We start from the raw sequence: 20,794 nt of genomic DNA, 5'->3' as shown, positions 1-20,794 counted from the left end.
GTGAAAGTTTGGAGTATTGCAAATCAAAAAGGCGGTGTGGGCAAAACCACCACTGCTTTGACGTTAGCTGGGATTTTAGCGCGTAGAAACAAGCGTGTGCTCTTGGTCGATATCGATCCGCATTCTTCAATGGGCTTTTCGCTAGGCGTTGATTGTGATGAATTGGAATATTCGCTGTACGATCTATTTACTTGCCCTGAAAAATTTATCGACCGTTTAACCCAGCGCGTTATTTGTAAAACCAATGTCGAACAAATCGATTTGATTCCATCGTCGATGGCACTAGCAACACTTGATCGAGAGCTTGGCCATAAGGAAGGCATGGGCTTGATCTTAAAACGTATTTTGGCGGGAGTATCAGGCCAATACGATCACGTTATCGTCGACTGCTCACCAGTACTGGGCGTGCTAATGGTTAATGCCCTCGCGTGTAGCAGTAAGGTTGTAGTGCCGGTGCAAACTGAATATTTGGCGTTTAAAGGCTTAGAGCGCATGATTAAAACACTGCTGATTATGCAGCGGTCAAATAAGACGCCATACAATTATTTAATCGTACCAACTATGTTTGACCGCAGAACCAAAGCGAGTCTCCAGTCGCTGGAAACAATGAAAGAAACATTTGAGCATCGCGTGTGGGATAAGGTTATTCCCGTCGATACAAAATTTAGAGACGCCAGTGAGCGTCATTTACCATTGCCCCAGTTTGCACCGCGTAGTCGCGGCGTCGTGGCTTATGGATTGTTATTAGATACGCTATTAGCAGAAGATTAATTCGGTAAGTTATTTGTGGACGAAAAAAAATTAATGGAAAGCCGCTCGTCAAAGACGGTGAAAGACTTCTTTGATGTGCTGCTCGATGAGCCAAAACAGAGTGCGGTTGAAACGCAGCCACTGGAAAAGCTGTTGGAGAAAGTGGGTGATGTGGCGCCGCAAGTGGAATTATCGCCTGAACTTGTTGATCCGTCATTACTGAGTGAAACTCAAGCAGAACCAGAAATTGTTGTAGAAGCTACACCTGCAGCTGAGACAGTAGTGGAGCAAGTCGTTAAAGAGCGCGTTGAGATTAACGTAGAAGAGGTTGTTGAAGAGCCTGTCAATGAAGCAGAAACAGCGACTGAGACCGAAGAACAAGTTGCAACATCAACAGGGCCTTTACATCGCAATACGTTAATGGATGAGGTCGAAGAAGGTTTTCCAGCACTGTTTTTTGAAGTGATGGGGCAAACTTTTTCAGTGCCACTAGTAAAGCTCAAAGGAATTTACCGCAAAAAATCGTTAACCAAGTTAATCGGCAAACCAAATTGGTTTAGCGGCGTGCAAATTGAGCGCGACGAAAAGCTTAACGTGATTGATACAGCGCGTTATTTGATGCCTGAAAAATACGGAGCCTCACTAGAATATTCACCAAATTATCAGTATATTATTGTTATTGGTGATAGTAATTGGGGCTTAGAGTGCAACAGACTCATCGATAGCACCACATTATCATTTGACGAAATTAAATGGCGAACTGACGTGACGCGGAGTCCTTGGCTTGCTGGAACAGTTAAACAACGGATGTGTGGCTTATTAGCCGTCGATGCCTTAATCGAATTATTTGAAAGCAATGAGACGAAATAACGGCTCGCTGTAATAGAGGAAATTAAAATGAATGCAGAAACAGAAATGTCAGTGAATTCAGTCGATAACGACGAAATGCTGCAGTGGGTTACATTCAAGTTAGAGAATGAAACATATGGCGTGAACGTAATGCAAGTTCAAGAAGTATTACGTTATAGCGATATTGCACCAGTGCCAGGTGCGCCTTCTTATGTGCTAGGTATTATCAATCTACGTGGTAGCGTTGTAACTGTTATCGATACGCGCTCGCGTTTTGGTTTGCCGCCGTCAGACATTACTGACAATACTCGCGTTGTGATTATCGAATCAGACAAGCAAGTAATTGGTATTTTAGTTGATAGCGTTGCTGAAGTTGTTTACATGAAAGCATCTGAAATTGAGCTCGCACCTAACGTTGGTACCGACGAAAGCGCTAAATTTATCAAGGGTGTATGTAACCGAGAAAACGAACTACTTATCTTGGTTGATTTAGACAAACTATTAAGTGACGAAGAGTGGGATGACATCGCGTCATTCTAATATTCACTATTAGTAATTAGAGATAGGGCAGCAGGAATAAACATGAACTCGTTATTTTTATGGATTATTCCTGTTGTTTTATTTTTAGCCATTATTGGATTATGGCTAGCTCTCCAAAAGCGCCAGCGTCAAATTAGCGCGCTAAAGTTATTGTTTCACGAGCAGCAACGTCAAATCGCTACTATCAAAGATGAAATTCACGAATTGCGCAATGGCACCTTAGGTGTTGGTAGTCGTGTTCAAGACGTTGAAGGCAAGCTCGCTCAGGCGATGGAACGTCAGGAGCAACTCTCTCAGGTCAATACTGATCCACAATCTAAACTCTACGGCCATGCCATGAAAATGGTTGAGCTTGGCGCCAACGTAGAAGACATTATGAAAGAATGCGATTTACCTCGTGGTGAAGCCGAACTGTTAGTCTCCCTGCACGGTAAGTAATCCATAGTTCGAATACTGCCAATTCTCCCTCACTTTCACGATAAAAGCGCCGCCAGACTTGCTTATTGCACGGCGCAATAATAGACTAGCGCCGCACTAATTTTACGTTGACAGTTTTTCATGAAAGTATCCGATTTTTCTTTTGATTTACCACCTCATTTAATTGCCCGTTATCCGCAAGCTGAGCGCACTGCAAGCCGCCTTTTAGGGCTTGATGGTGCAACAGGTGCTATTAATGATGGCCAGTTTGTTGATGTTCTCGACAAAGTGAATGAAGGTGATTTGATGATCTTCAATGATACTCGAGTGATCCCTGCACGAGTGTTTGGTCAAAAAGAAAGTGGCGGTAAGCTCGAAGTATTAGTTGAACGTATGTTAGATGAACATACGGTCTTGGCGCATGTACGTTGTTCTAAATCGCCAAAGCCCGGCTCAAAAATCATTCTCGATGGCGGCGTTAACGTCACTATGGTCGCGCGCCATGACGCGTTATTTGAACTTCGTTTTGAAGACAGTCGTAACGTGCTCGACGTATTAGAAAACGTGGGTCATATGCCGCTGCCACCTTATATCGACCGCCCAGATGAAGATAGCGATAAAGAACGCTATCAAACGGTGTATAACAAGAATCCAGGTGCGGTTGCCGCACCTACTGCAGGCCTTCACTTCGACGACAACATTTTGGCAAAAATCAAAGAAAAAGGCGTGAAAATAGCCTTTGTCACATTGCATGTTGGCGCGGGCACTTTCCAGCCAGTGAAAGTAGATTCGGTGACAGACCATGTCATGCACAAAGAATACATCGAAGTATCAGAAGAAGTGAGCGAACTTATTAAAGCGACGAAAGCTGCCGGTAAGCGCGTTATTACTGTGGGCACAACGTCGATGCGTTCAGTTGAAAGTGCCGCTAACAAAGCGTTAGAGAATGGCGAATCGATGGCGCCGTTCTATGGGGATAGCGACATCTTCATTTATCCTGGTTACGAATTTAAAGTGGTCGATGCCATGGTAACCAATTTTCACTTGCCGGAATCTACCCTCATTATGCTTATCAGCGCCTTTGCGGGTTTTGACAATGTCATGAAGGCCTATCAACACGCAATAGCGCAAGAATATCGATTCTTTAGTTACGGCGATGCAATGTTTATTGAGAAAGCGCCGCAGTAAATACTAACACCGTTTAAAAATTACAAAACAGTCGCCCCCATTACTTGAAATTGTCGGCGGCTGTCCACACATCATTATTTAACAACGCGCTAGTGCGCATTTTAGTCAGACTGTTTATCTGGCAGGAAATACTATGAAATTTGAATTAAAAAACACCGATGGTCGCGCGCGTCGTGGTCAATTGCAATTTGACAAGGGCACGGTAGAAACACCGGCATTTATGCCAGTTGGCACCTACGGCACAGTAAAGGGCATGACCCCAGAAGAAGTGGGTGATAGCGGCGCTGAGATTTTATTGGGCAATACTTTCCATTTGTGGCTACGCCCTGGCATGGAAGTGATGCGAGAGCACGGTGGATTACACCAGTTTATGAATTGGAATGGTCCAATTTTAACGGATTCTGGTGGTTTCCAAGTATTTAGCTTGGGTAAAATGCGCAAGATCACTGAAGCTGGGGTAACCTTTAATTCGCCAGTCAACGGTGACAAGGTGTTTATGGATGCCGAAGTATCGATGGAAATTCAATACGATTTAAATTCCGACATCGTGATGATTTTCGACGAATGTACGCCATATCCAGCAAGCTGGGAAGATGCGAAGAAGTCGATGGAAATGTCGTTGCGTTGGGCGAAACGCTCGCGTGACAAGTTTGATGAATTGAAAAACCCAAATGCACTGTTTGGCATTGTTCAAGGCGGTGTTTACGAAGATTTACGTGACATCTCACTAGAAGGATTAACGGATATCGGTTTTGACGGCTACGCTGTTGGTGGTTTAGCCGTAGGTGAGCCTAAAGAGGACATGCATCGCATTTTACGCCATGTGTTGCCGAAGCTGCCAACCGACAAGCCGCGTTATTTGATGGGTGTTGGTAAGCCAGAAGATTTGGTAGAAGGCGTGCGCCGTGGTATCGATATGTTTGATTGTGTGATGCCAACGCGAAATGCGCGTAATGGTCACCTATTTACTACGACAGGTATCGTGAAGATTCGCAATGCCAAACACAAAATGGATACCTCGCCACTTGATAGTGAATGTGATTGTTACACCTGTAAAAATTACAGCCGTGGTTACTTGCACCATTTAGACAAGTGTAACGAGATCTTAGGTGCGCGTTTAAATACTATTCACAATTTGCGTTTTTACCAGCGTGTGATGCAAGAGCTACGCGATGCTATCGAGGCAAACCGCCTTGAAGAGTATGTAACTGAGTTTTATACCCGTCAGGGTAAAGAAGTTCCTGAGTTAGATTTTTAATAGCAGGATCATAATTTTACGACCCTTTCATATGACTTATGTGGTAGGGTAGGGTCAATTTTTTTAATCGTTTAATTATAAAAACAAAGGGGAAGTAATGTTTATTTCTAATGCACATGCAGCGGCAGGCGCGGCACCAGGTGGTGAATACGGTAGCTTGATCATGTTAGCCGTTTTCGGTTTGGTATTTTATTTTATTATCTACCGCCCGCAAGCAAAGCGCGTTAAAGAGCATAAAAACTTAATGTCGTCGATGAACAAAGGCGATGAAGTGCTAACAAACGGTGGCATCATTGGCAAAATCGCTAAAATTAGCGACGACAACGATTACATCCAAATCGAAATCAGCGAAGGCTTACAAATCACAGTAAAGAAAGATTACGTTTCAGCTGTATTGCCAAAAGGCACGATGAAGTCTCTATAAGAGGCGGCTTTTAAACTAAGGATATACCATGTTAAACAGGTACCCATTATGGAAAACTTTGCTGATTGCACTGACAGTCATCATCGGTTTTCTATATGCGGCGCCTAACTTGTATGAGCCTGATCCTGCACTGCAGATTTCAGGTATCAAAGGACGCGAAGTTCAGCTAAGCACCTTTGAGCGCATTAAAAGCAAGTTAGACTCGCAAATAGAGGTTAAGTCGGCGTCACTTGACAAAGGTCAGGTGCTGATTCGTCTTAACGATCTCGATGCACAACTTAAAGCGCGTGAAATTGCCACTGAACTATTGGGCGACCAATACACAGTTGCTCTAAACATGGCGCAGACAACACCTGAATGGCTCGCTGCTATTGGTGCATCGCCATTGAATCTTGGTCTAGATTTACGCGGTGGTATCTACTTCTTAATGGAAGTTGATATGCGCGATTTAATGAAGACGACTCACGAGCAAATGGTTTTAGACTTTAAAACTGATTTGCGTAAAGAGCGTATTCGCTATCGCAGTATTCGCATGAATAACGATGGTGTTGACCTAAAATTCCGCAACGAAGAGTCGTTACAAAAAGGCTTAGCGCTATTAGAAAACAACTATCGTACAACGGTATTTACCCAGCTTAGATCAGATCCATTAGCGGTTCGCGCTGCAATGAGTCCTGAGCTATTACGCCAAACCAAACTCGAAGCAGTTGAGCAGAATATCACTATTATTCGCTCGCGTGTTAATGAGCTAGGTGTGGCGGAGCCAGACGTACAACGTCAAGGTGAAGATCGTATCGTTGTGCAATTGCCAGGTGTTCAAGATACGGCAAAAGCGAAAGAGCTGTTAGGTGCTACTGCGACCTTAGAGCTGCGTTTAGCTGACTATCAAGCATCGCCAAATAATGTGCCTGCCGATTCTAAACTTTACCAACGCCGCGAAGGTGGCAGTGTTGTATTGAAGAAGAAGGTAATTTTGCGCGGTGAGCGTATCACTGGCGCGCAATCTGGATTCGATGAAAACGGCATGCCTCAGGTAAGCATCAAACTTGATGCCACTGGCGGTAACCTAATGTCAGAGTTTTCTAAGAATCACATCAATCAGCCGATGGCTACTGTGTTTATTGAATACAAGCCAACAGGAAAAGTTGATAAAGACGGCAAGCAAATTCTTAAGAAAGTGGAAGAAGTGATCAGTGTTGCAAACATTGCGACTCAACTTGGTAAAAACTTCCGTATTACTGGTTTAGATAGCCCGCATGAAGCACGCTCTTTAGCGCAGTTATTACGTGCTGGTGCACTACGCGCGCCAATTCAAATTGTTGAAGAGCGCACCGTAGGTCCAAGCCTTGGTAAAGAAAATATTGAGCTTGGTAAAACGGCGATTATCTTTGGCCTAGCTGGCGTACTACTGTTTATGTTGGTTTACTACCGCGGCTTTGGTCTGGTATCAAATGTAGCGCTAGCGTCTAACGTGGTATTAATTATTGGTGTTATGTCGATGATCCCGGATGTTGCGCTAACATTACCGGGGATGGCTGGTATTGTATTAACCGTTGGTATGGCGGTGGATGCGAATGTACTTATTTTCGAACGTATACGTGAAGAGATAAAAGCGGGACGTAGTGTTCAGCAAGCTATTCATCATGGTTACGACAGTGCATTCTCAACCATTTTCGATGCCAACATCACCACGTTAATTGCCGCAATCATTTTGTTCTCGTTTGGTGCGGGCCCAATTAAAGGCTTCGCGATTACGTTATCTATCGGTATTGTAACCTCGGTATTTACCGCTGTTGTGGTAACGCGTGCCGTTGTTAATGCGTGGCTTGGTGGCAAGCGCGTTGATAAACTTTCAATTTAGGTGGTAGCTCATGTTTCAGATCCTTAAAAATGTAAGCACTATCAGCTTTATGAAATGGCGAAAGCTCGCCATGGTTTTTTCAGCGGCATTAATGATTGCAAGTGTAGCTATGGTATCGACTAAGGGACTTAACCTTGGTTTGGATTTCACCGGCGGTACCGTGATTGAAGTTGGCTACAGTCAAGAAGCTAATCTTCAGAATATCCGTCAAACACTTGAAGGTAACGGTTTCGACGATGCCGTGGTACAAAGTTTTGGCAGCCCGCGTGACGTACTAATTCGTTTGGCACCACGTCAAGACGTTAAACCTGAGACCATTGGTAGTCAGGTGCTTGAATTACTCAATAGCAATTCTGACCAAGAAGTTAAGATGCGCCGTATCGAGTTCGTAGGGCCTAAAGTAGGTGATGAGTTAGCAGAAAAAGGTGGCCTCGCGATGCTTGCCGCACTTATCTGTATCATGATTTACGTTGCGCTGCGTTTTGAATGGCGTTTCGCACTAGGTTCAGTGTTCGCACTGGCGCATGATGTGTTCTTAACGGTCGGTTTATTCTCACTGTTACAATTAGAGTTTGACCTAACAGTATTGGCGGCAATCCTCGCAGTAATCGGTTACTCACTTAACGATACCATCGTTGTATCAGACCGTATTCGTGAGAATTTCCGTAAGCTGCGTACTGGTAGCCCAAGTGAAGTTATCGATATCTCACTAACGCAGACCATGAGCCGTACCTTGATTACCTCATTAACGACGATTATCGTATTGTTCGCCTTATTCTTTAAAGGCGGCGCGCTAATCCACGGTTTTGCGACAGCATTGCTATTTGGTGTCTTTATCGGTACTTACTCGTCGATTTACGTTGCTTCTTCAATCGCATTATCTCTTGGTATTACCAAAGAAGATCTGATGCCGGTTGAGGTTGAGAAAGAAGGCGAAGATCAGGAAGAAATGCACCTGTAACTGTCTCGTTTATAATGGCTAACCGCTCTGGTTAGCCATTGTTTATTCACTCATTTCCACTTTGTAACATTTCATTTTTGCCCTTGCATCAACAGTAAAGAAAGGTTTACACTTTCGTTTATTTGTTTGATAGAAGAGCATATCGTGCGTTTAGAAGTTCTTTGTGAAAATCGTTTAGGTATTGCCCAAGAAATTTTGGGATTACTGGCGAGTTTTAATCTTAATCTACGTGGTATTGACGCTGACCAAACTGGCCGTGTCTACGTTCATTTTCCCGAAATTGAATTTTCCGACTTTCAAAAGCTTATGCAATCCATTCGGAAAATTGTCGGGGTTAATGACGTTCGTGCCGTATCGCATATGCCTTCAGAGCAAGAGCATTACGGTTTACTTACGTTACTCAAGAATCTGCCTGATCCAATTTTTTCGATTGACTTAAAAGGGCAAATTACCCGTGCCAATGATGCGGCGTTAAAGTTAATTGGCGAAGATGAGTCGTCAAGCGATAAAGAACCATTAAATAATTGGGTGTCAGGCTTTTCATTTAGCAAATGGTTAGCTAGCAAAGATGTCTCGCCATTGGCATCACGGGTGAGCGTTGAGAAAATCGAGTATTTGGCAGAGATTATACCTGTCTATCTGCCTGACGTTGATGACAAAAAAATTGTCACTGGTGCGGTTATTTTACTCAAGTCTTCACAGCGCATCGATAAGCAATATAACGCCCTTAAATCCGCTCCTGAGAATAGCTTTGCTAACGTGTTAGCATTTTCCCCGGCCATGAAAGAGGTAGTCGCCACAGCCAAGCAACACGCGGTACTGGATGCGCCGCTTCTTATTTCTGGTGATACTGGAACGGGTAAAGAAGTGTTGGCACGTGCTTGTCATGAGCATAGCGATCGTCGCGATAAGCCGTTTATTGCAATCAACTGCGCCGCTATTCCCGATGAAGTGGCTGAATCTGAGCTGTTTGGCTATGCGCCGAATTCGGTGTCTAAGCGTTTAGAAGGTAAGCAAGGGCTTATTGAAAAAGCGCAAGGCGGTACCTTGTTCTTTGATGAAATTGCTGAAATGACCCCGCTGATGCAAGTCAAATTGGTGCGTTTGATTGAATCAAATAAGTTTAGACGTGTTGGTGGTGATGAAGAAGTCACCGTAGATATTCGAATTATTTGCGCGTCACAGCAAGACTTAAGTCAGCTGATTCAAACGGGCAAATTCAGAGAGGATTTGTATTATCGCATTAATGTGTTGCAGATTAATTTATTGCCGCTGTTGCAACGCAAGCAAGATATTATTCCACTGGCGGAGACCTTTCTGGCTTATTATGCCCTTAAGCTCAATAGTAGCGCGCAACGTTTATCGATCGATGCGAAACGTCATATCCAAGATTACAGTTGGCCGGGTAACATTAGGCAGCTTAAGAACGCAATTTATCGCGGTGTCAGCCAATCGTTAGATGCAATTGAAGTTGATGTCGCCGAGCTAGAGTTGCCATCTTATAGTAAAGATTTCGGCTATTACGACTGTGAGTTTGAAGGGACTCTAGATCAAGCAACCAAGCAGTTTGAAGCGAATTTACTTAAACGCTTATATCCCGCCTATCCAAGCACGCGATTGTTGGCGAAAAAGCTTGGCGTATCCCATACGGCGATAGCCAACAAGTTACGAGACTACGGTATTAATAAAAATACCTTAAACAATTCAAATAACGGAGAGTCTTAGATATGTTGATTTTACATGGGTATTGGCGCTCGAGTGCCGCTTATCGCGTCCGTATCGTATTGAACCTGTTAGATTTAACACATGAGCATCGCAGTGTACATTTAGTTAAAAACGGCGGAGAGCAGCACTTAAATGACTATGATGCACTAAATCCAAGTCATTTAGTGCCAACGTTGGAAGATAAAACACGCTATGAGCCTGTGGTGATTACACAATCAATGGCGATTATTGAATATCTTGATGAAGTGTTTGGTGAGAGTTCTTTGGTAGGTAAGTCGCCACTAGAGCGCGCCTTAATTCGTTCGTTAGCGCAGGATATTTGCTGTGATATCCACCCGTTAAATAACTTACGCGTGGTGCAGCACTTAGGTGATGTGGCGTCATTTGAAGCGGAAGATAAAGCAACATGGATGCGCCATTGGATGACAACTGGCTTTAGCGCATTAGAAAAGAAACTCGCAAAATCTGCGGGTAAATTTTGTGTTGGTAATGAGGTTAGTCTCGTCGATGTATGCTTAATTCCGCAGCTCTACAACGCCCACCGCTTTGGATTGTCGCTAGATGATTACCCAACAATTGCGGCGATAGAAAAGCGCTGTCTCGCGCTTGATGCGTTTGCAAATGCAGTACCTGAAAAGCAGGCTGACGCTTCTTAGATACGTAGGATTAGCGTTTAACGGCTGGCTATTGGCAACAGTAGCCAGTCGCTTTCATTTTGCGCTATGTGAGCCTTTACCTGCCATACTCCCTGTTTGTCGTATACGTCGATGAGTTGCGCTTTAAATTCACCAGCTTCTAAAGCGAGAGGCTGTGATAACTTGAGGGCATCGATTATATGATCTTCCGCCATAATCTCAGCTTCACTGCGCCAAGTAATGGCCGTGTCGTGGTCAATTTGCAAAGGTGACTTTCGATGATAGAGCGCAGAGATTGCCAGTGGCAACAGCATACTCAGCGTTACAGACACAGCAAAAGCGACAAGGCCAAAGTGAATGGCTACTGACGCTATCATCCCCAGCTTCACTGTCACTGCAAGAATCGCGATGACGTAAACATCCAACATTGACCACTTGCCTAGTTTGGAGATTTTATCGAGATGGAGTCGCTGTTTAGATGAAAGCAATTGTCCAGCATTAATGTTGTAAAGCAGCATCAGCATTTTAACCACAGGCATTACAAGGCTGAACAGAAATAGCAAACCAAACAAGATAAATTCGCCTTGCGCAGCAAGATGAAAAATACCGTCGACGAGTGAAAATGTATCGTCGAAAAAATAGAAATGGGTGAAAGTAAACATCGGTTGAGTTAAACCGATAACTAATAGCAGCGCTGTAATTAGCCACAGCACGTTTAAGATCAATTGTTTGGCAAAAGCAGTCACGTTGAACTTCAGGTAGCAACTACTGACATTGCTTATTGTAATAGGCTTCTAATGTCGATTTTGTGGTGGCAGGGGTATCTTTAGCTGCTATCTTCGATTTGAGTTGCTGGCAGTCAGTATTCGAACTAGCGCTAGTTGCTGTGTTATTAGCTGTAGTCGCGCAAGCGGTTAGGGCGAGTGCGAGACTCGCGGCGAAAATAGATTTTGACATATTATTGTTTTCTCATTGTTGTCAGTAAGAAGGGTTCACCTAGCAAAAAGCCTTGCGCGTAATTAATATTGTAATCGCGCAATTTATTGGCAATGCGGTCATTCTCGACGTTTGTTGCCACGATATCAATAGCCAAGGCCTCACTTAAATGTAAGATAGATTGTAAAGTTGCTCCGGCTATCGGATCACTGATGAGCGATTTTATTAATTCACCGTCGATTTTAATATTGCTGACAGGAAGTTCTCGTAAATGGCTGAAAGACGATAAACCGCGTCCGAAATTATCGATGCTAAATTCACAACCTGTGTGAGATAAGGCCTCGATGAATCGCTTGCTATGAGCAATATTACTCAATAAGTGATATTCACTAAACTCGAACATTAATGTATTAAATAACTCAGGATAGAGCGCTGATAGCTCAATCAAATAAAAGGTAAAGGACTCGTCTGTTAGCGCATCGCTACTAAGGTTAATCGATATTTTTTCGATATTAGCCATCGATTCAGGGTTGTTTTGACACCAGATTAACGTTTGTTCGATAACCCATTTGTCAATCGCCAAACTGAGATTGTAACGCGCTGCTGCCGGTAGAAATATGTCGGGGTTAACTAGGTTACCCTTACTATCACGAAGGCGCAGTAATACTTCGTAGCGTTGCGAAACGCTTTGATTAATCGCGACAATGGGCTGCACGTAAAGCAGGAATTGCTGTTCTTTGAGGGCAAGTTTTATTTGTTCAGCCCAGAACATATCGCCACTTAATGGCATTGCCTCACCGCTTTCTTGGAAGATAAGTACAGTTTGATTAGGCAAGGTTTTGACCTTATTACAAGCCATATCTGCTTGGCGACACACTTGAACTGGTGACTCACTTTGACTAGTTACTTCGCTAATACCGACACTTAGCGAAATATCAAATGACTGATTGCCCCAATCAAATTTAAAGCCTTCCATGCGTGCGGTTAATTCTTTGGCGGTGCCCATGGCGCTGGTACTATCACAATCTTCCATCAGTACCACAAATTGATCGCTGCCAAGACGGGCGAGGGTATCGCGGCGTCTGAGTTGTTGACTCAAGATTTGACTCACTTGGCGTAGTAACTCATCACTGGCCTGATAACCATATTGTTGATCTAAGTAATTGTATTGATCGATATTGATGGCGCATAAAGCGTGTGTACGAACATCTTCTTGAGCGCGAGTAAATAAAAATTGTAATCGATGTTCAAACGCCTGACGGTTGTATAAATTGGTTAGCGGATCGTGGGAGTTGTGATAGTCAATACGGCTAACACTTTGGTTAATTTGGGTAATGTCTTCCAAAACGAATACAAGGTGATTGATACGCTGATCGGGGCCAAGGATTGGCGTCACACTGACCATTGCCCAATAATCGCCACGTTTTTTAGTTTGGCCTTTTAATTCCCCTTGCCATTTGTTGCTTACAGCTAAATGCTGATTGATGTCATTGACGATATGGCTAGGGGTAATGTTGTGGTCAAAAACTGGAATTAATGTCCCTAATTTTTCAACGGGGGCATAGCCAGTGACTTTGGTGTAATGAGGATTAATGTATTCAATGATCCCTGCGCTATCGGTGATAATTACCGCATTAGAGCTATGTTGTACTGCCAATGACATCTTCTGTAATCGATGACTGTCGCGATGTCGCTCTAGGGTTAAGGAGCACAAGATTGCCGCTTCTTTGAGGATCATAATATCGGCAGGTGCCGTTTGATTCACTTTAGCACTGTAGATATCTAAGGTGCCTAACACGTTATTATTGGTATCGTGGATAGGTTGTGACCAACACGAGCGAAATTTTGCTTGGCGCGCTAGCTCTTTGTAATCGACCCAGAATGGATGCACCTCGATATCTTCCACTATGGTTAATTTATCGTGGTAGATAGCGCTGCAATTGGACATTACCCGGTCTTCCACTTTCATACCTAGTAGCGAATCAACATAGAAAGTGGGGAGATCTTTACTAATGACATCACTAATTTGTTGGGTTTTAGTGTTAATGAGGGTAATTGCCGCGACAACATCGTCGAGATTGTTTTGAGTATCACTAATAATATGTTCAAACACACTCTTTAACGGTTTGTCATGAGCTAACATATCTAAAATAACATTACGGCTGGTGTTAGGTGTTGGCGCTTCGCTTTCAGATTCGAGCCGCTGGCCAATACACAAAGCGCCTACCTTATTGTATAGAGCATCGAAAATAGGCTGAGATCGCAACTCCATCATGTAACTCGGCTCATTGGTTGGCATGAGTTTTACTTTCTTGATGATGGTTTCGTTGTTAAATAGGGCGCGATTAATCGGATGCTGACTAGGATCAATGGGGGTTTTGCTATCTGGCTCAAAAACGCAGTTATCATTTGAGCGCTTGTGAATATTCTCCAATAAGATGTTTGACGGAATGTGATGGTTGTCTTTAGCATTGCCACTATTGAGATAAACCTTGCCGTTACGATCTGAGATGTACACTTCATCGGTGACATTATCGAGCACTTGATTGAGGATCAGTTGCTGATATTCAAAGCGCTGAATTAAGCGCTTCATACTATTGCGTAGGCGTGAAGGCTCTGAAATTCCTAAAAAACCAATCAAGGTAAAAACAGATGCCAGCATAATGCTAAACACGAGGTTAATAATAGACAGTGGATTGTCACTATTGGCATTGGCGCTAAGTTTGAGATACCACGCATTGTTGGGCACGCGAATAGCCGCAGAGTAGTAGTCTTTGCTCAGCGGCGACTCCGATTCCGCGAGAACGGTTGATTTATTAAAAGTGCCTTGATGCACAACTTGATAGCTATATTGGCTGGTATCGAGCTGATTGAGCTGAATTTTAGTAAATAATGTCGTTAGGTTAATGTGATAAGTAACATAGCCCCAGTGCTCATCATTGATGGTGACTGGAATATGGCTCTTGACGACGTAATCACCATTAATAATCTGTGGTATTGATAAAAATGCGTTGTACTGCTCGCTACCATTTGGTTGCAAAAAAGGTGAAACAATAACCTTGCCTACATACTTAGCACTGGCACTGGCGGGAAATACGTGAGTGGTAATGTTGTTTGGCGATAGACGGATCTGATCGAGCTCTGGATATTTGTTAACAATAACGTTGGCTAACACCGATAGATCGTGCAAATCATTTGGATGCAGTTTGAGTTCAGCTTCGATGATCTTAGACGAGCTTACCGCACCATTGAGAAGATTCTCTACTTGGATTGCGTTGGCAATGGTTAGCTCTTGAATTAACGAGTTCTTTTGACGGTTTAGAATTTTCTGAGAAATATCAGACCAAAAATTAATGGCAAAAAATAACACCAAAAAACAAACGATGGCACCGACAATTTTAACTTTCGTTAAATTCTTGCTCATATATCCGTATATCTTAGTTTAGTGACTGCGGATCAGTGAACCAATTCACCATATATCCAAACAGTGATAGTTAAATAGGCTCTGCAACCGAATTGAATGGCGCTGAGTAAGTCATAATTCGTGTTGGGACAATATCTTACATAAACTGATATTAATCAATCTTTTTTGGCGTTGATGCCTTATTAATATGGGGAATTACTTGAAGAGATAAACAGAGAATAAAGCGTAGCTGCGCCAGTGATAGACGCAGCCAGATGACTTAATTTGTTAAGTGAACGAGAGGAATAAACCTGCAATAGTTGCACTCATAAGATTTGATAGGCTACCCGCAGCGACTGCCTTTAAGCCAAGACGAGCGATTTCGTTACGTCTTGATGGCGCCATAGCACCGATACCGCCCAGCAAAATAGCAATCGATGAAAGGTTTGCAAAACCACATAGTGCAAAGGTGACAATAGCTTGCGTATGAGGTGATAGTGAGTCTTTCATATTGACAAAATCAATGTATGCCACGAACTCGTTAACGACTAATTTTTGGCCGATGAAACTACCAGCTTGAATCGCTTCGTGCCACGGAACACCGATCAAGAAGGCTAATGGTGAGAAAATGTAACCCAAGATAAGCTGGATAGTGATGTTATCGTAACCAGCCAGTGAGCCGATGTAGCCAACTAAACCATTCATTACCGCGATTAAACCGATGAATGCTAACAGCATAGCGCCAACGTTTAATGCTAGTTGCATACCTGAGCTCGCGCCACTTGCCGCAGCTTCAATCACATTGGCAGGCTTTTCATCGCTTTCATCTTCAATGTCATCTAGTTCATTATTTGGCTTTTCGGTTTCTGGCACCATTAATTTTGCCATCAATAGACCGCCTGGCGCAGCCATAAATGATGCCGCTACCAAGTATTTAAGCTCGATGCCAAGACTTGCATAACCTGCCAATACTGAACCTGCTACTGAGGCTAAACCACCAACCATCACCGCAAATAGCTCTGAGCGGGTCATGCCTTTGATGTATGGACGAACCACTAAAGGTGCTTCCGTTTGGCCAACAAAGACGTTTGCTGTCGCCGATAGCGACTCAGTGCGGCTGGTTCCCATCGCTTTTTGCAGTAAGCCACCAAGCACCGCGATAATTTTCTGCATAATGCCAAGGTAGTAAAGGACGGCGATAAATGAAGAGAAGAAGATAATAATTGGTAATACGCGCAGTGCAAAAACAAAACCGCCATCACCAAATACTTCAAACATTTTAGGGCCAACTAGACCGCCAAATAAGAAATTTAGACCTTCTTGCGCGCTGTCGATAACAGCTTGCACCGCGCCTGAAATTCCTTCTAATACGCTTTGGCCTGCGGGAATGTATAGTACAAATGCACCTAAACTGGCTTGGATCAAAAAGGCCACTACCACAGTGCGAATGTTAATCGCTTTGCGGTTTTCCGACATTAAAACGGCGATAGTGATTAGGGTAATAATACCAACTATGCCCATAAGTACATTCATTTAAAATTTCCTATGATTTTTTAATTATTATAAATTTAACGCGAGATAATGCATGTAAGTTGTTGTGTTGGCAACTGATTAAACAATTATTCCAACAAACATTCACCCACAAAATGTGTGTTTAAAATCTAATATTCGCTATAGTAGCCTCTTATGCCGTCCAAATGTGACAAACTAGGGATTAAATAATGATTCCTTGAAAGGCATCACACATTGCAAGCCAACACAGATTGGTTATTAGACTTTTGTATAAGGAGCACTATGTCATCCCACACTATGTCACCTCAGACTGTGTCATCTCATGAAATTGACTGGCAGGTCTTGACCTTTGATGAGCTAACAACGCATCAATTATATCAACTACTGCAACTGCGGGTAGCGGTGTTTGTTGTCGAGCAAACCTGTTATTACCAAGAAATAGACGGTAAAGATCACGCTCCGCAAACTCGTCATGTACTCGGTTATAAGGAAGGAGAAATTGTCGCTTACACCCGAGTATTGGCCCCCGGTGTGAGCTATCCCGAACATGCGAGTATTGGGCGGGTGATTGTAGATAAGAGTTGTCGTGGTTCCACGGTGGGTTTTGATTTAATGACGCGCTCGATGTCTGTTGTCGAGTCATTATGGCCGACATCGCCGGTAAAGATTTCAGCGCAAGAGCCGCTTGAAAAGTTCTACAATCAATTTGGCTTTGAAAAAGCCTCTCCAATGTATTTAGAAGACGATATTCCACATATCGCAATGATTGCCAAAGCTCACCAATAAAACAGCCAAAGTAGTCCTATTTACTGTCAGCCTAACCTTGTGTTCGCACCTGTTCGCCAGTTGTGCGAACACACGGATTGAAGGAAATTGTTTATTCAACCTATTGAAAAGTAACGTATATTAATTTTGGCACACTTTGTGTTTATAGCTTGCTAACACTCGTTATTTGAGCACAAACACAAAGGAATTATTATGCGTGACACATCCGGACAAGATGTTGTACTAAAACCTAGAAGTAAGCGCGGACGCACCTTGGCTGTTGCCGGTGTAGCTGTATTGCTGAGCGCAACCGCCGTTGGCTTTGCTGCGCCGCAGTTTAATGAGCTTTTTAGTAGTGACATGTCCATTTCTTCAGAGCAACTGCGCTATGGCGTGGTGACTCGCGGTGACTTGCAGCGAGACATTGCGGTGCAAGGGCAGGTCGTTGCGGCAAATAGCCCAACGCTGTATTCACCGTCATCTGGTAATGTTAGCTTGCACGTTAAAGCGGGGGATCGCGTGACTAAAGATCAGCTGCTTCTACAAATCGATAGTCCGGTTTTAACAAATAGGCTTGATCAAGAGCAAGCGAGCCTTGAAGAGCTTAAGCTGGCAGTTGAGCGTCAGCAAATTCACAACAAAACCACCCTGTTAAATGCTCAGCAATCCATCGAGCTGGCGGCGGTAAATCTCGAGCTGCAATCAAAGAATATGTCGCGCGCCAAGCAAAGCATGAAGCATCAGGTCATTAGCCGCGAGGAGTTTGAGCAAAACCAAGCTGAGCTTAAGAAGACCCAACTTGCCTACACACACGCCAAGCAAGGATTGGTACTACAAAAAGAATCCTTGGCATTTGAACTAAAAACCAAAGAGTTACAGCTCGAACGTCAGCAGTTTGTAGTGGATGATCTCAAACGTCAAATCGATGAGTTGACACTGCGCTCGCCACTCGATGGCATTATCGGTTTGGTAAACATTCGTGAAAAGGATTTGGTGGCCATTAATGCGCCGCTGATCACCGTGGTGGATTTGTCGGACTTTGAAGTCGAAGTCAATATTCCAGAAAACTACGCTGATGATTTAGGCGTTGGTTTACCTACCGAAATTTCTCTTAATGGTCAGGAGCATCGCGGCGAGCTAACCGCTATTTCTCCTGAAGTTAATAACGGTCAAGTGGTTGGTCGCATGCGCTTTGTTGATGGCTCTCCGTCTGGTTTACGTCAAAACCAACGCATCAACGCTCGCGTGCTGATTGAAACTCGCACCAATGTTTTAAAAGTGCGCCGTGGTCAGTTTATTGAAACTGGTGGTGGTCGCATTGCTTACGTCGTTAACAACAACAGCGCCAATAAAACCAATATTGTGGTGGGCGCCCGTAGTTTAAGTGAAGTGGAAATCGTTTCAGGGTTGCGTGAAGGGGATCGGGTGGTGATTTCAAGTACCGATGCTTTCAACGGTAACCAAAGTGTATTTATTGCTAATTAGGAAAGAATCTCATGTTAAAAATGCAAAATGTCAGCAAAATATTTAGAACAGAACTCATCGAAACACACGCTCTACGCGATGTTAACTTGCACATCAAAAAAGGTGAGTTTGTATCAATTACCGGGCCATCAGGCTCGGGTAAAACCACTTTTCTTAACCTCGCGGGTTTATTAGAAACCTTCGAACAAGGGGATTACTTTCTCGACGGCGTTAACGTTAAGGGCATGAATGACAATCAAATTTCGGCGCTACGCAACGAAAAAATTGGTTTTGTATTCCAAAGTTTTAATTTGATTCCCGATCTTCCTTTATTCGATAACGTCGACGTGCCATTGCGCTATCGCGGCTTTAACCGTAAAGAGCGCAAAGAGCGAATTGAACACGCCTTGGAAACTGTTGGTTTATCGGCGCGTATGCAGCACTTACCAACCCAGCTTTCAGGTGGTCAGCAGCAACGTGTCGCCATTGCGCGAGCTATCGCTGGCGATCCAGCATTCTTACTTGCCGATGAGCCAACGGGTAACCTCGATTCGATGATGGCGCATTCGGTGATGGAGCTACTGGAAGAAATTAATCAAAAAGGTACCACCATTATTATGGTGACCCATGATGATCAATTAGCTAAACGCGCCAGTCGCAATATTCAGATCTTCGATGGTCAGGTAAGTGATATCAATCTTGATTCGTCAGACGTGCTAGTAAAACGTGCATAGGAGCTAATGATGCTTGGATATAATTTTCAACTCGCCCTACGCAGCATCAAACAGCGTAGTTATTTAACTATTTTGATGGTATTAGCCATCGGCATTGGTATTGGTTTGCTTATTACCGTGCAAACAATGGCGTATCACAATCAAAAAATGCCGCTCGCTCATAAAGCCAATGATATTTATTTCATTCAGGCGGATAATCGCGATCTTGGTGCAGATCCTATTGTTAGACAGCCGTATATGATTTATCTCACCCATCGCGATGCCACTAATTTAATACAAGGTAACTCGCCGGCTAGCGCGCATACCACTGTATGGAAGAGTGATATTATTTTAAATTCGTTTTCGCAAGAAGTTCGCCCGTTTCGCTCGGCGACTACAGTGACTAATAGTTCATTCTTTAGCATGTTTGATGTGCCATTTCTTTACGGCGCGCCTTGGGACAAAGACAGTGATACTAATGCGGCGCCAGTAATTATACTGACCAAAGAAAGTAATGAATTGCTGTTTGGTGGTGAGAATAGTGTTGGTAAACAATTGCGCATAAACGAGCATACGGTAACTGTTGTCGGTGTCCTTGATAACTGGGACTTAAAACGCCGTTTTTACGATGAAAGTTACTCAACATCGCGTAAAGACACGGCCTTTATTCCTGATTCATTTGCCGTAAAGAACAATATTATGCGTAACGAACGTATTTATTGTTTGCCACAAGATCGCAATAAACGTGGTTTCTGGCGCACCAATGATATTCAAGGCCTGATTAACTCTGAGTGTAGTTTTGTTCGCCTGTGGGCACAAATTGATGACGAGTCAAAAGCGAGTGATTACGAGCAATACCTTACCGACTATGTCAATTCACAGAAAGAATTAGGGCGTTTCCCACGTGAGATGAACAACTATGTGACATCACTGTTTACCATGGTCACGCTAGCAAATGAGCTACGCAGTGGTAATGACCCGCTATCGTTCATTGCGCCGTTATTCTTTGCAGTATGTTTGTTAAATGCCATTGGTATTTTACTGGCTAAATTTATGCGCAAAACCGGTGAAGTTAGTCTGCGCCGCGCTTTGGGCGCAAATAAATTGACCTTAATGAATCAATATTTACTCGAAGTTATCTTGATCGGCGTAATGGGAGGCATTGTTGGTTGTATCTTTGCTTATCTAGGACTGCAAGGCATGATGCGCGTCAATGTGTATCAATCGGATTATTCGGTGACTATCGAAAATCTGCGCCACGCCTTTGCGCTCGATTTGTGGATGGTGGGCAAAGCCTTTGCAATTGCCGTTGTTAGCACCATTATCGTCGGCCTTTATCCAATCTGGCGCATCGTTAATGTTGCCCCAGCCAGTCAATTAAAATCACAGTAGG

Annotated in this window: 19 protein-coding genes; 15 read left to right on the top strand and 4 right to left on the bottom strand. The window is 43.5% G+C overall.

The window, feature by feature from the left end; genetic code table 11:
• From MHM98_RS01650 to maiA, 11 genes are all read left to right on the top strand, one after another.
• Positions 1-771 carry a ParA family protein gene (locus MHM98_RS01650; protein WP_239437404.1) on the top strand — a complete coding sequence of 257 codons (771 nt, stop codon included), beginning with the start codon at positions 1-3 and terminating at the stop codon, positions 769-771.
• 15 nt (positions 772-786) lie between these two features.
• Entirely contained in the window at positions 787-1,620 is an 834-nt protein-coding gene (locus tag MHM98_RS18900) for a chemotaxis protein CheW (RefSeq protein WP_239437401.1), read from the top strand.
• A 27-nt stretch (positions 1,621-1,647) separates the two neighbouring features.
• The gene (locus MHM98_RS01640; protein ID WP_239437399.1) at positions 1,648-2,139 is read left to right on the top strand and encodes a chemotaxis protein CheW; all 492 of its coding nucleotides are present in this window, start codon (positions 1,648-1,650) and stop codon (positions 2,137-2,139) included.
• A 42-nt stretch (positions 2,140-2,181) separates the two neighbouring features.
• Positions 2,182-2,577 (top strand): DUF2802 domain-containing protein, encoded by a 396-nt coding sequence (locus MHM98_RS01635; RefSeq protein WP_239437397.1) that lies wholly within the window; start codon positions 2,182-2,184, stop codon positions 2,575-2,577.
• 120 nt (positions 2,578-2,697) lie between these two features.
• A complete protein-coding gene (queA, locus tag MHM98_RS01630; RefSeq protein WP_239437395.1) occupies positions 2,698-3,744 on the top strand; it encodes a tRNA preQ1(34) S-adenosylmethionine ribosyltransferase-isomerase QueA in 1,047 nt (348 codons plus the stop codon).
• A 133-nt stretch (positions 3,745-3,877) separates the two neighbouring features.
• Positions 3,878-5,002 carry a tRNA guanosine(34) transglycosylase Tgt gene (gene tgt, locus MHM98_RS01625; protein ID WP_239437394.1) on the top strand — a complete coding sequence of 375 codons (1,125 nt, stop codon included), beginning with the start codon at positions 3,878-3,880 and terminating at the stop codon, positions 5,000-5,002.
• 97 nt (positions 5,003-5,099) lie between these two features.
• Complete coding sequence (gene yajC, locus MHM98_RS01620) at positions 5,100-5,426, top strand: preprotein translocase subunit YajC (RefSeq protein ID WP_239437392.1); 327 nt, start codon at positions 5,100-5,102, stop codon at positions 5,424-5,426.
• 28 nt (positions 5,427-5,454) lie between these two features.
• Positions 5,455-7,287, top strand: a complete 1,833-nt coding sequence (gene secD / locus MHM98_RS01615) for a protein translocase subunit SecD (protein ID WP_239437390.1) — start codon at positions 5,455-5,457, stop codon at positions 7,285-7,287.
• Between the two features lie 10 nt (positions 7,288-7,297).
• Entirely contained in the window at positions 7,298-8,248 is a 951-nt protein-coding gene (gene secF, locus MHM98_RS01610) for a protein translocase subunit SecF (protein WP_239437387.1), read from the top strand.
• Between the two features lie 144 nt (positions 8,249-8,392).
• Positions 8,393-9,973 carry a transcriptional regulator TyrR gene (tyrR, locus tag MHM98_RS01605; protein WP_239437385.1) on the top strand — a complete coding sequence of 527 codons (1,581 nt, stop codon included), beginning with the start codon at positions 8,393-8,395 and terminating at the stop codon, positions 9,971-9,973.
• Positions 9,974-9,975: 2 nt separating this feature from the next.
• A complete protein-coding gene (gene maiA / locus MHM98_RS01600; protein ID WP_343229200.1) occupies positions 9,976-10,629 on the top strand; it encodes a maleylacetoacetate isomerase in 654 nt (217 codons plus the stop codon).
• A 17-nt stretch (positions 10,630-10,646) separates the two neighbouring features.
• On the opposite strand, the gene MHM98_RS01595 is transcribed toward maiA, so the two are convergent.
• From MHM98_RS01595 to MHM98_RS01580, 4 genes are all read right to left on the bottom strand, one after another.
• On the bottom strand, positions 10,647-11,354 hold the full coding sequence (locus MHM98_RS01595; RefSeq protein WP_239437384.1) for a paraquat-inducible protein A: 708 nt from the start codon (positions 11,352-11,354) through the stop codon (positions 10,647-10,649).
• Between the two features lie 19 nt (positions 11,355-11,373).
• Positions 11,374-11,565: a hypothetical protein gene (locus tag MHM98_RS01590; RefSeq protein WP_239437383.1), complete on the bottom strand. Its 192-nt coding sequence runs from the start codon at positions 11,563-11,565 to the stop codon at positions 11,374-11,376.
• A 1-nt stretch (position 11,566) separates the two neighbouring features.
• Complete coding sequence (locus MHM98_RS01585) at positions 11,567-14,968, bottom strand: EAL domain-containing protein (protein WP_239437382.1); 3,402 nt, start codon at positions 14,966-14,968, stop codon at positions 11,567-11,569.
• 267 nt (positions 14,969-15,235) lie between these two features.
• Positions 15,236-16,480, bottom strand: a complete 1,245-nt coding sequence (locus MHM98_RS01580) for a NupC/NupG family nucleoside CNT transporter (protein ID WP_239437381.1) — start codon at positions 16,478-16,480, stop codon at positions 15,236-15,238.
• Positions 16,481-16,741: 261 nt separating this feature from the next.
• On the opposite strand from MHM98_RS01580, the gene MHM98_RS01575 reads away from it, so the two are divergent.
• From MHM98_RS01575 to MHM98_RS01560, 4 genes are all read left to right on the top strand, one after another.
• Positions 16,742-17,245 carry a GNAT family N-acetyltransferase gene (locus tag MHM98_RS01575; RefSeq protein ID WP_239437380.1) on the top strand — a complete coding sequence of 168 codons (504 nt, stop codon included), beginning with the start codon at positions 16,742-16,744 and terminating at the stop codon, positions 17,243-17,245.
• Positions 17,246-17,437: 192 nt separating this feature from the next.
• Positions 17,438-18,709, top strand: coding sequence for an HlyD family efflux transporter periplasmic adaptor subunit (locus MHM98_RS01570; protein ID WP_239437379.1), 1,272 nt, complete (start codon positions 17,438-17,440; stop codon positions 18,707-18,709).
• A gap of 11 nt (positions 18,710-18,720) precedes the next feature.
• The gene (locus MHM98_RS01565) at positions 18,721-19,422 is read left to right on the top strand and encodes an ABC transporter ATP-binding protein (RefSeq protein ID WP_239437378.1); all 702 of its coding nucleotides are present in this window, start codon (positions 18,721-18,723) and stop codon (positions 19,420-19,422) included.
• A 9-nt stretch (positions 19,423-19,431) separates the two neighbouring features.
• Positions 19,432-20,793 (top strand): ABC transporter permease, encoded by a 1,362-nt coding sequence (locus MHM98_RS01560; protein WP_239437377.1) that lies wholly within the window; start codon positions 19,432-19,434, stop codon positions 20,791-20,793.
• Position 20,794: the final 1 nt, after the last annotated feature.

Origin of the sequence: Psychrobium sp. MM17-31 (genome assembly GCF_022347785.1) — a bacterium.
GTDB lineage: Bacteria > Pseudomonadota > Gammaproteobacteria > Enterobacterales > Psychrobiaceae > Psychrobium.
This window is presented reverse-complemented; position numbering and strand designations above follow the sequence as displayed.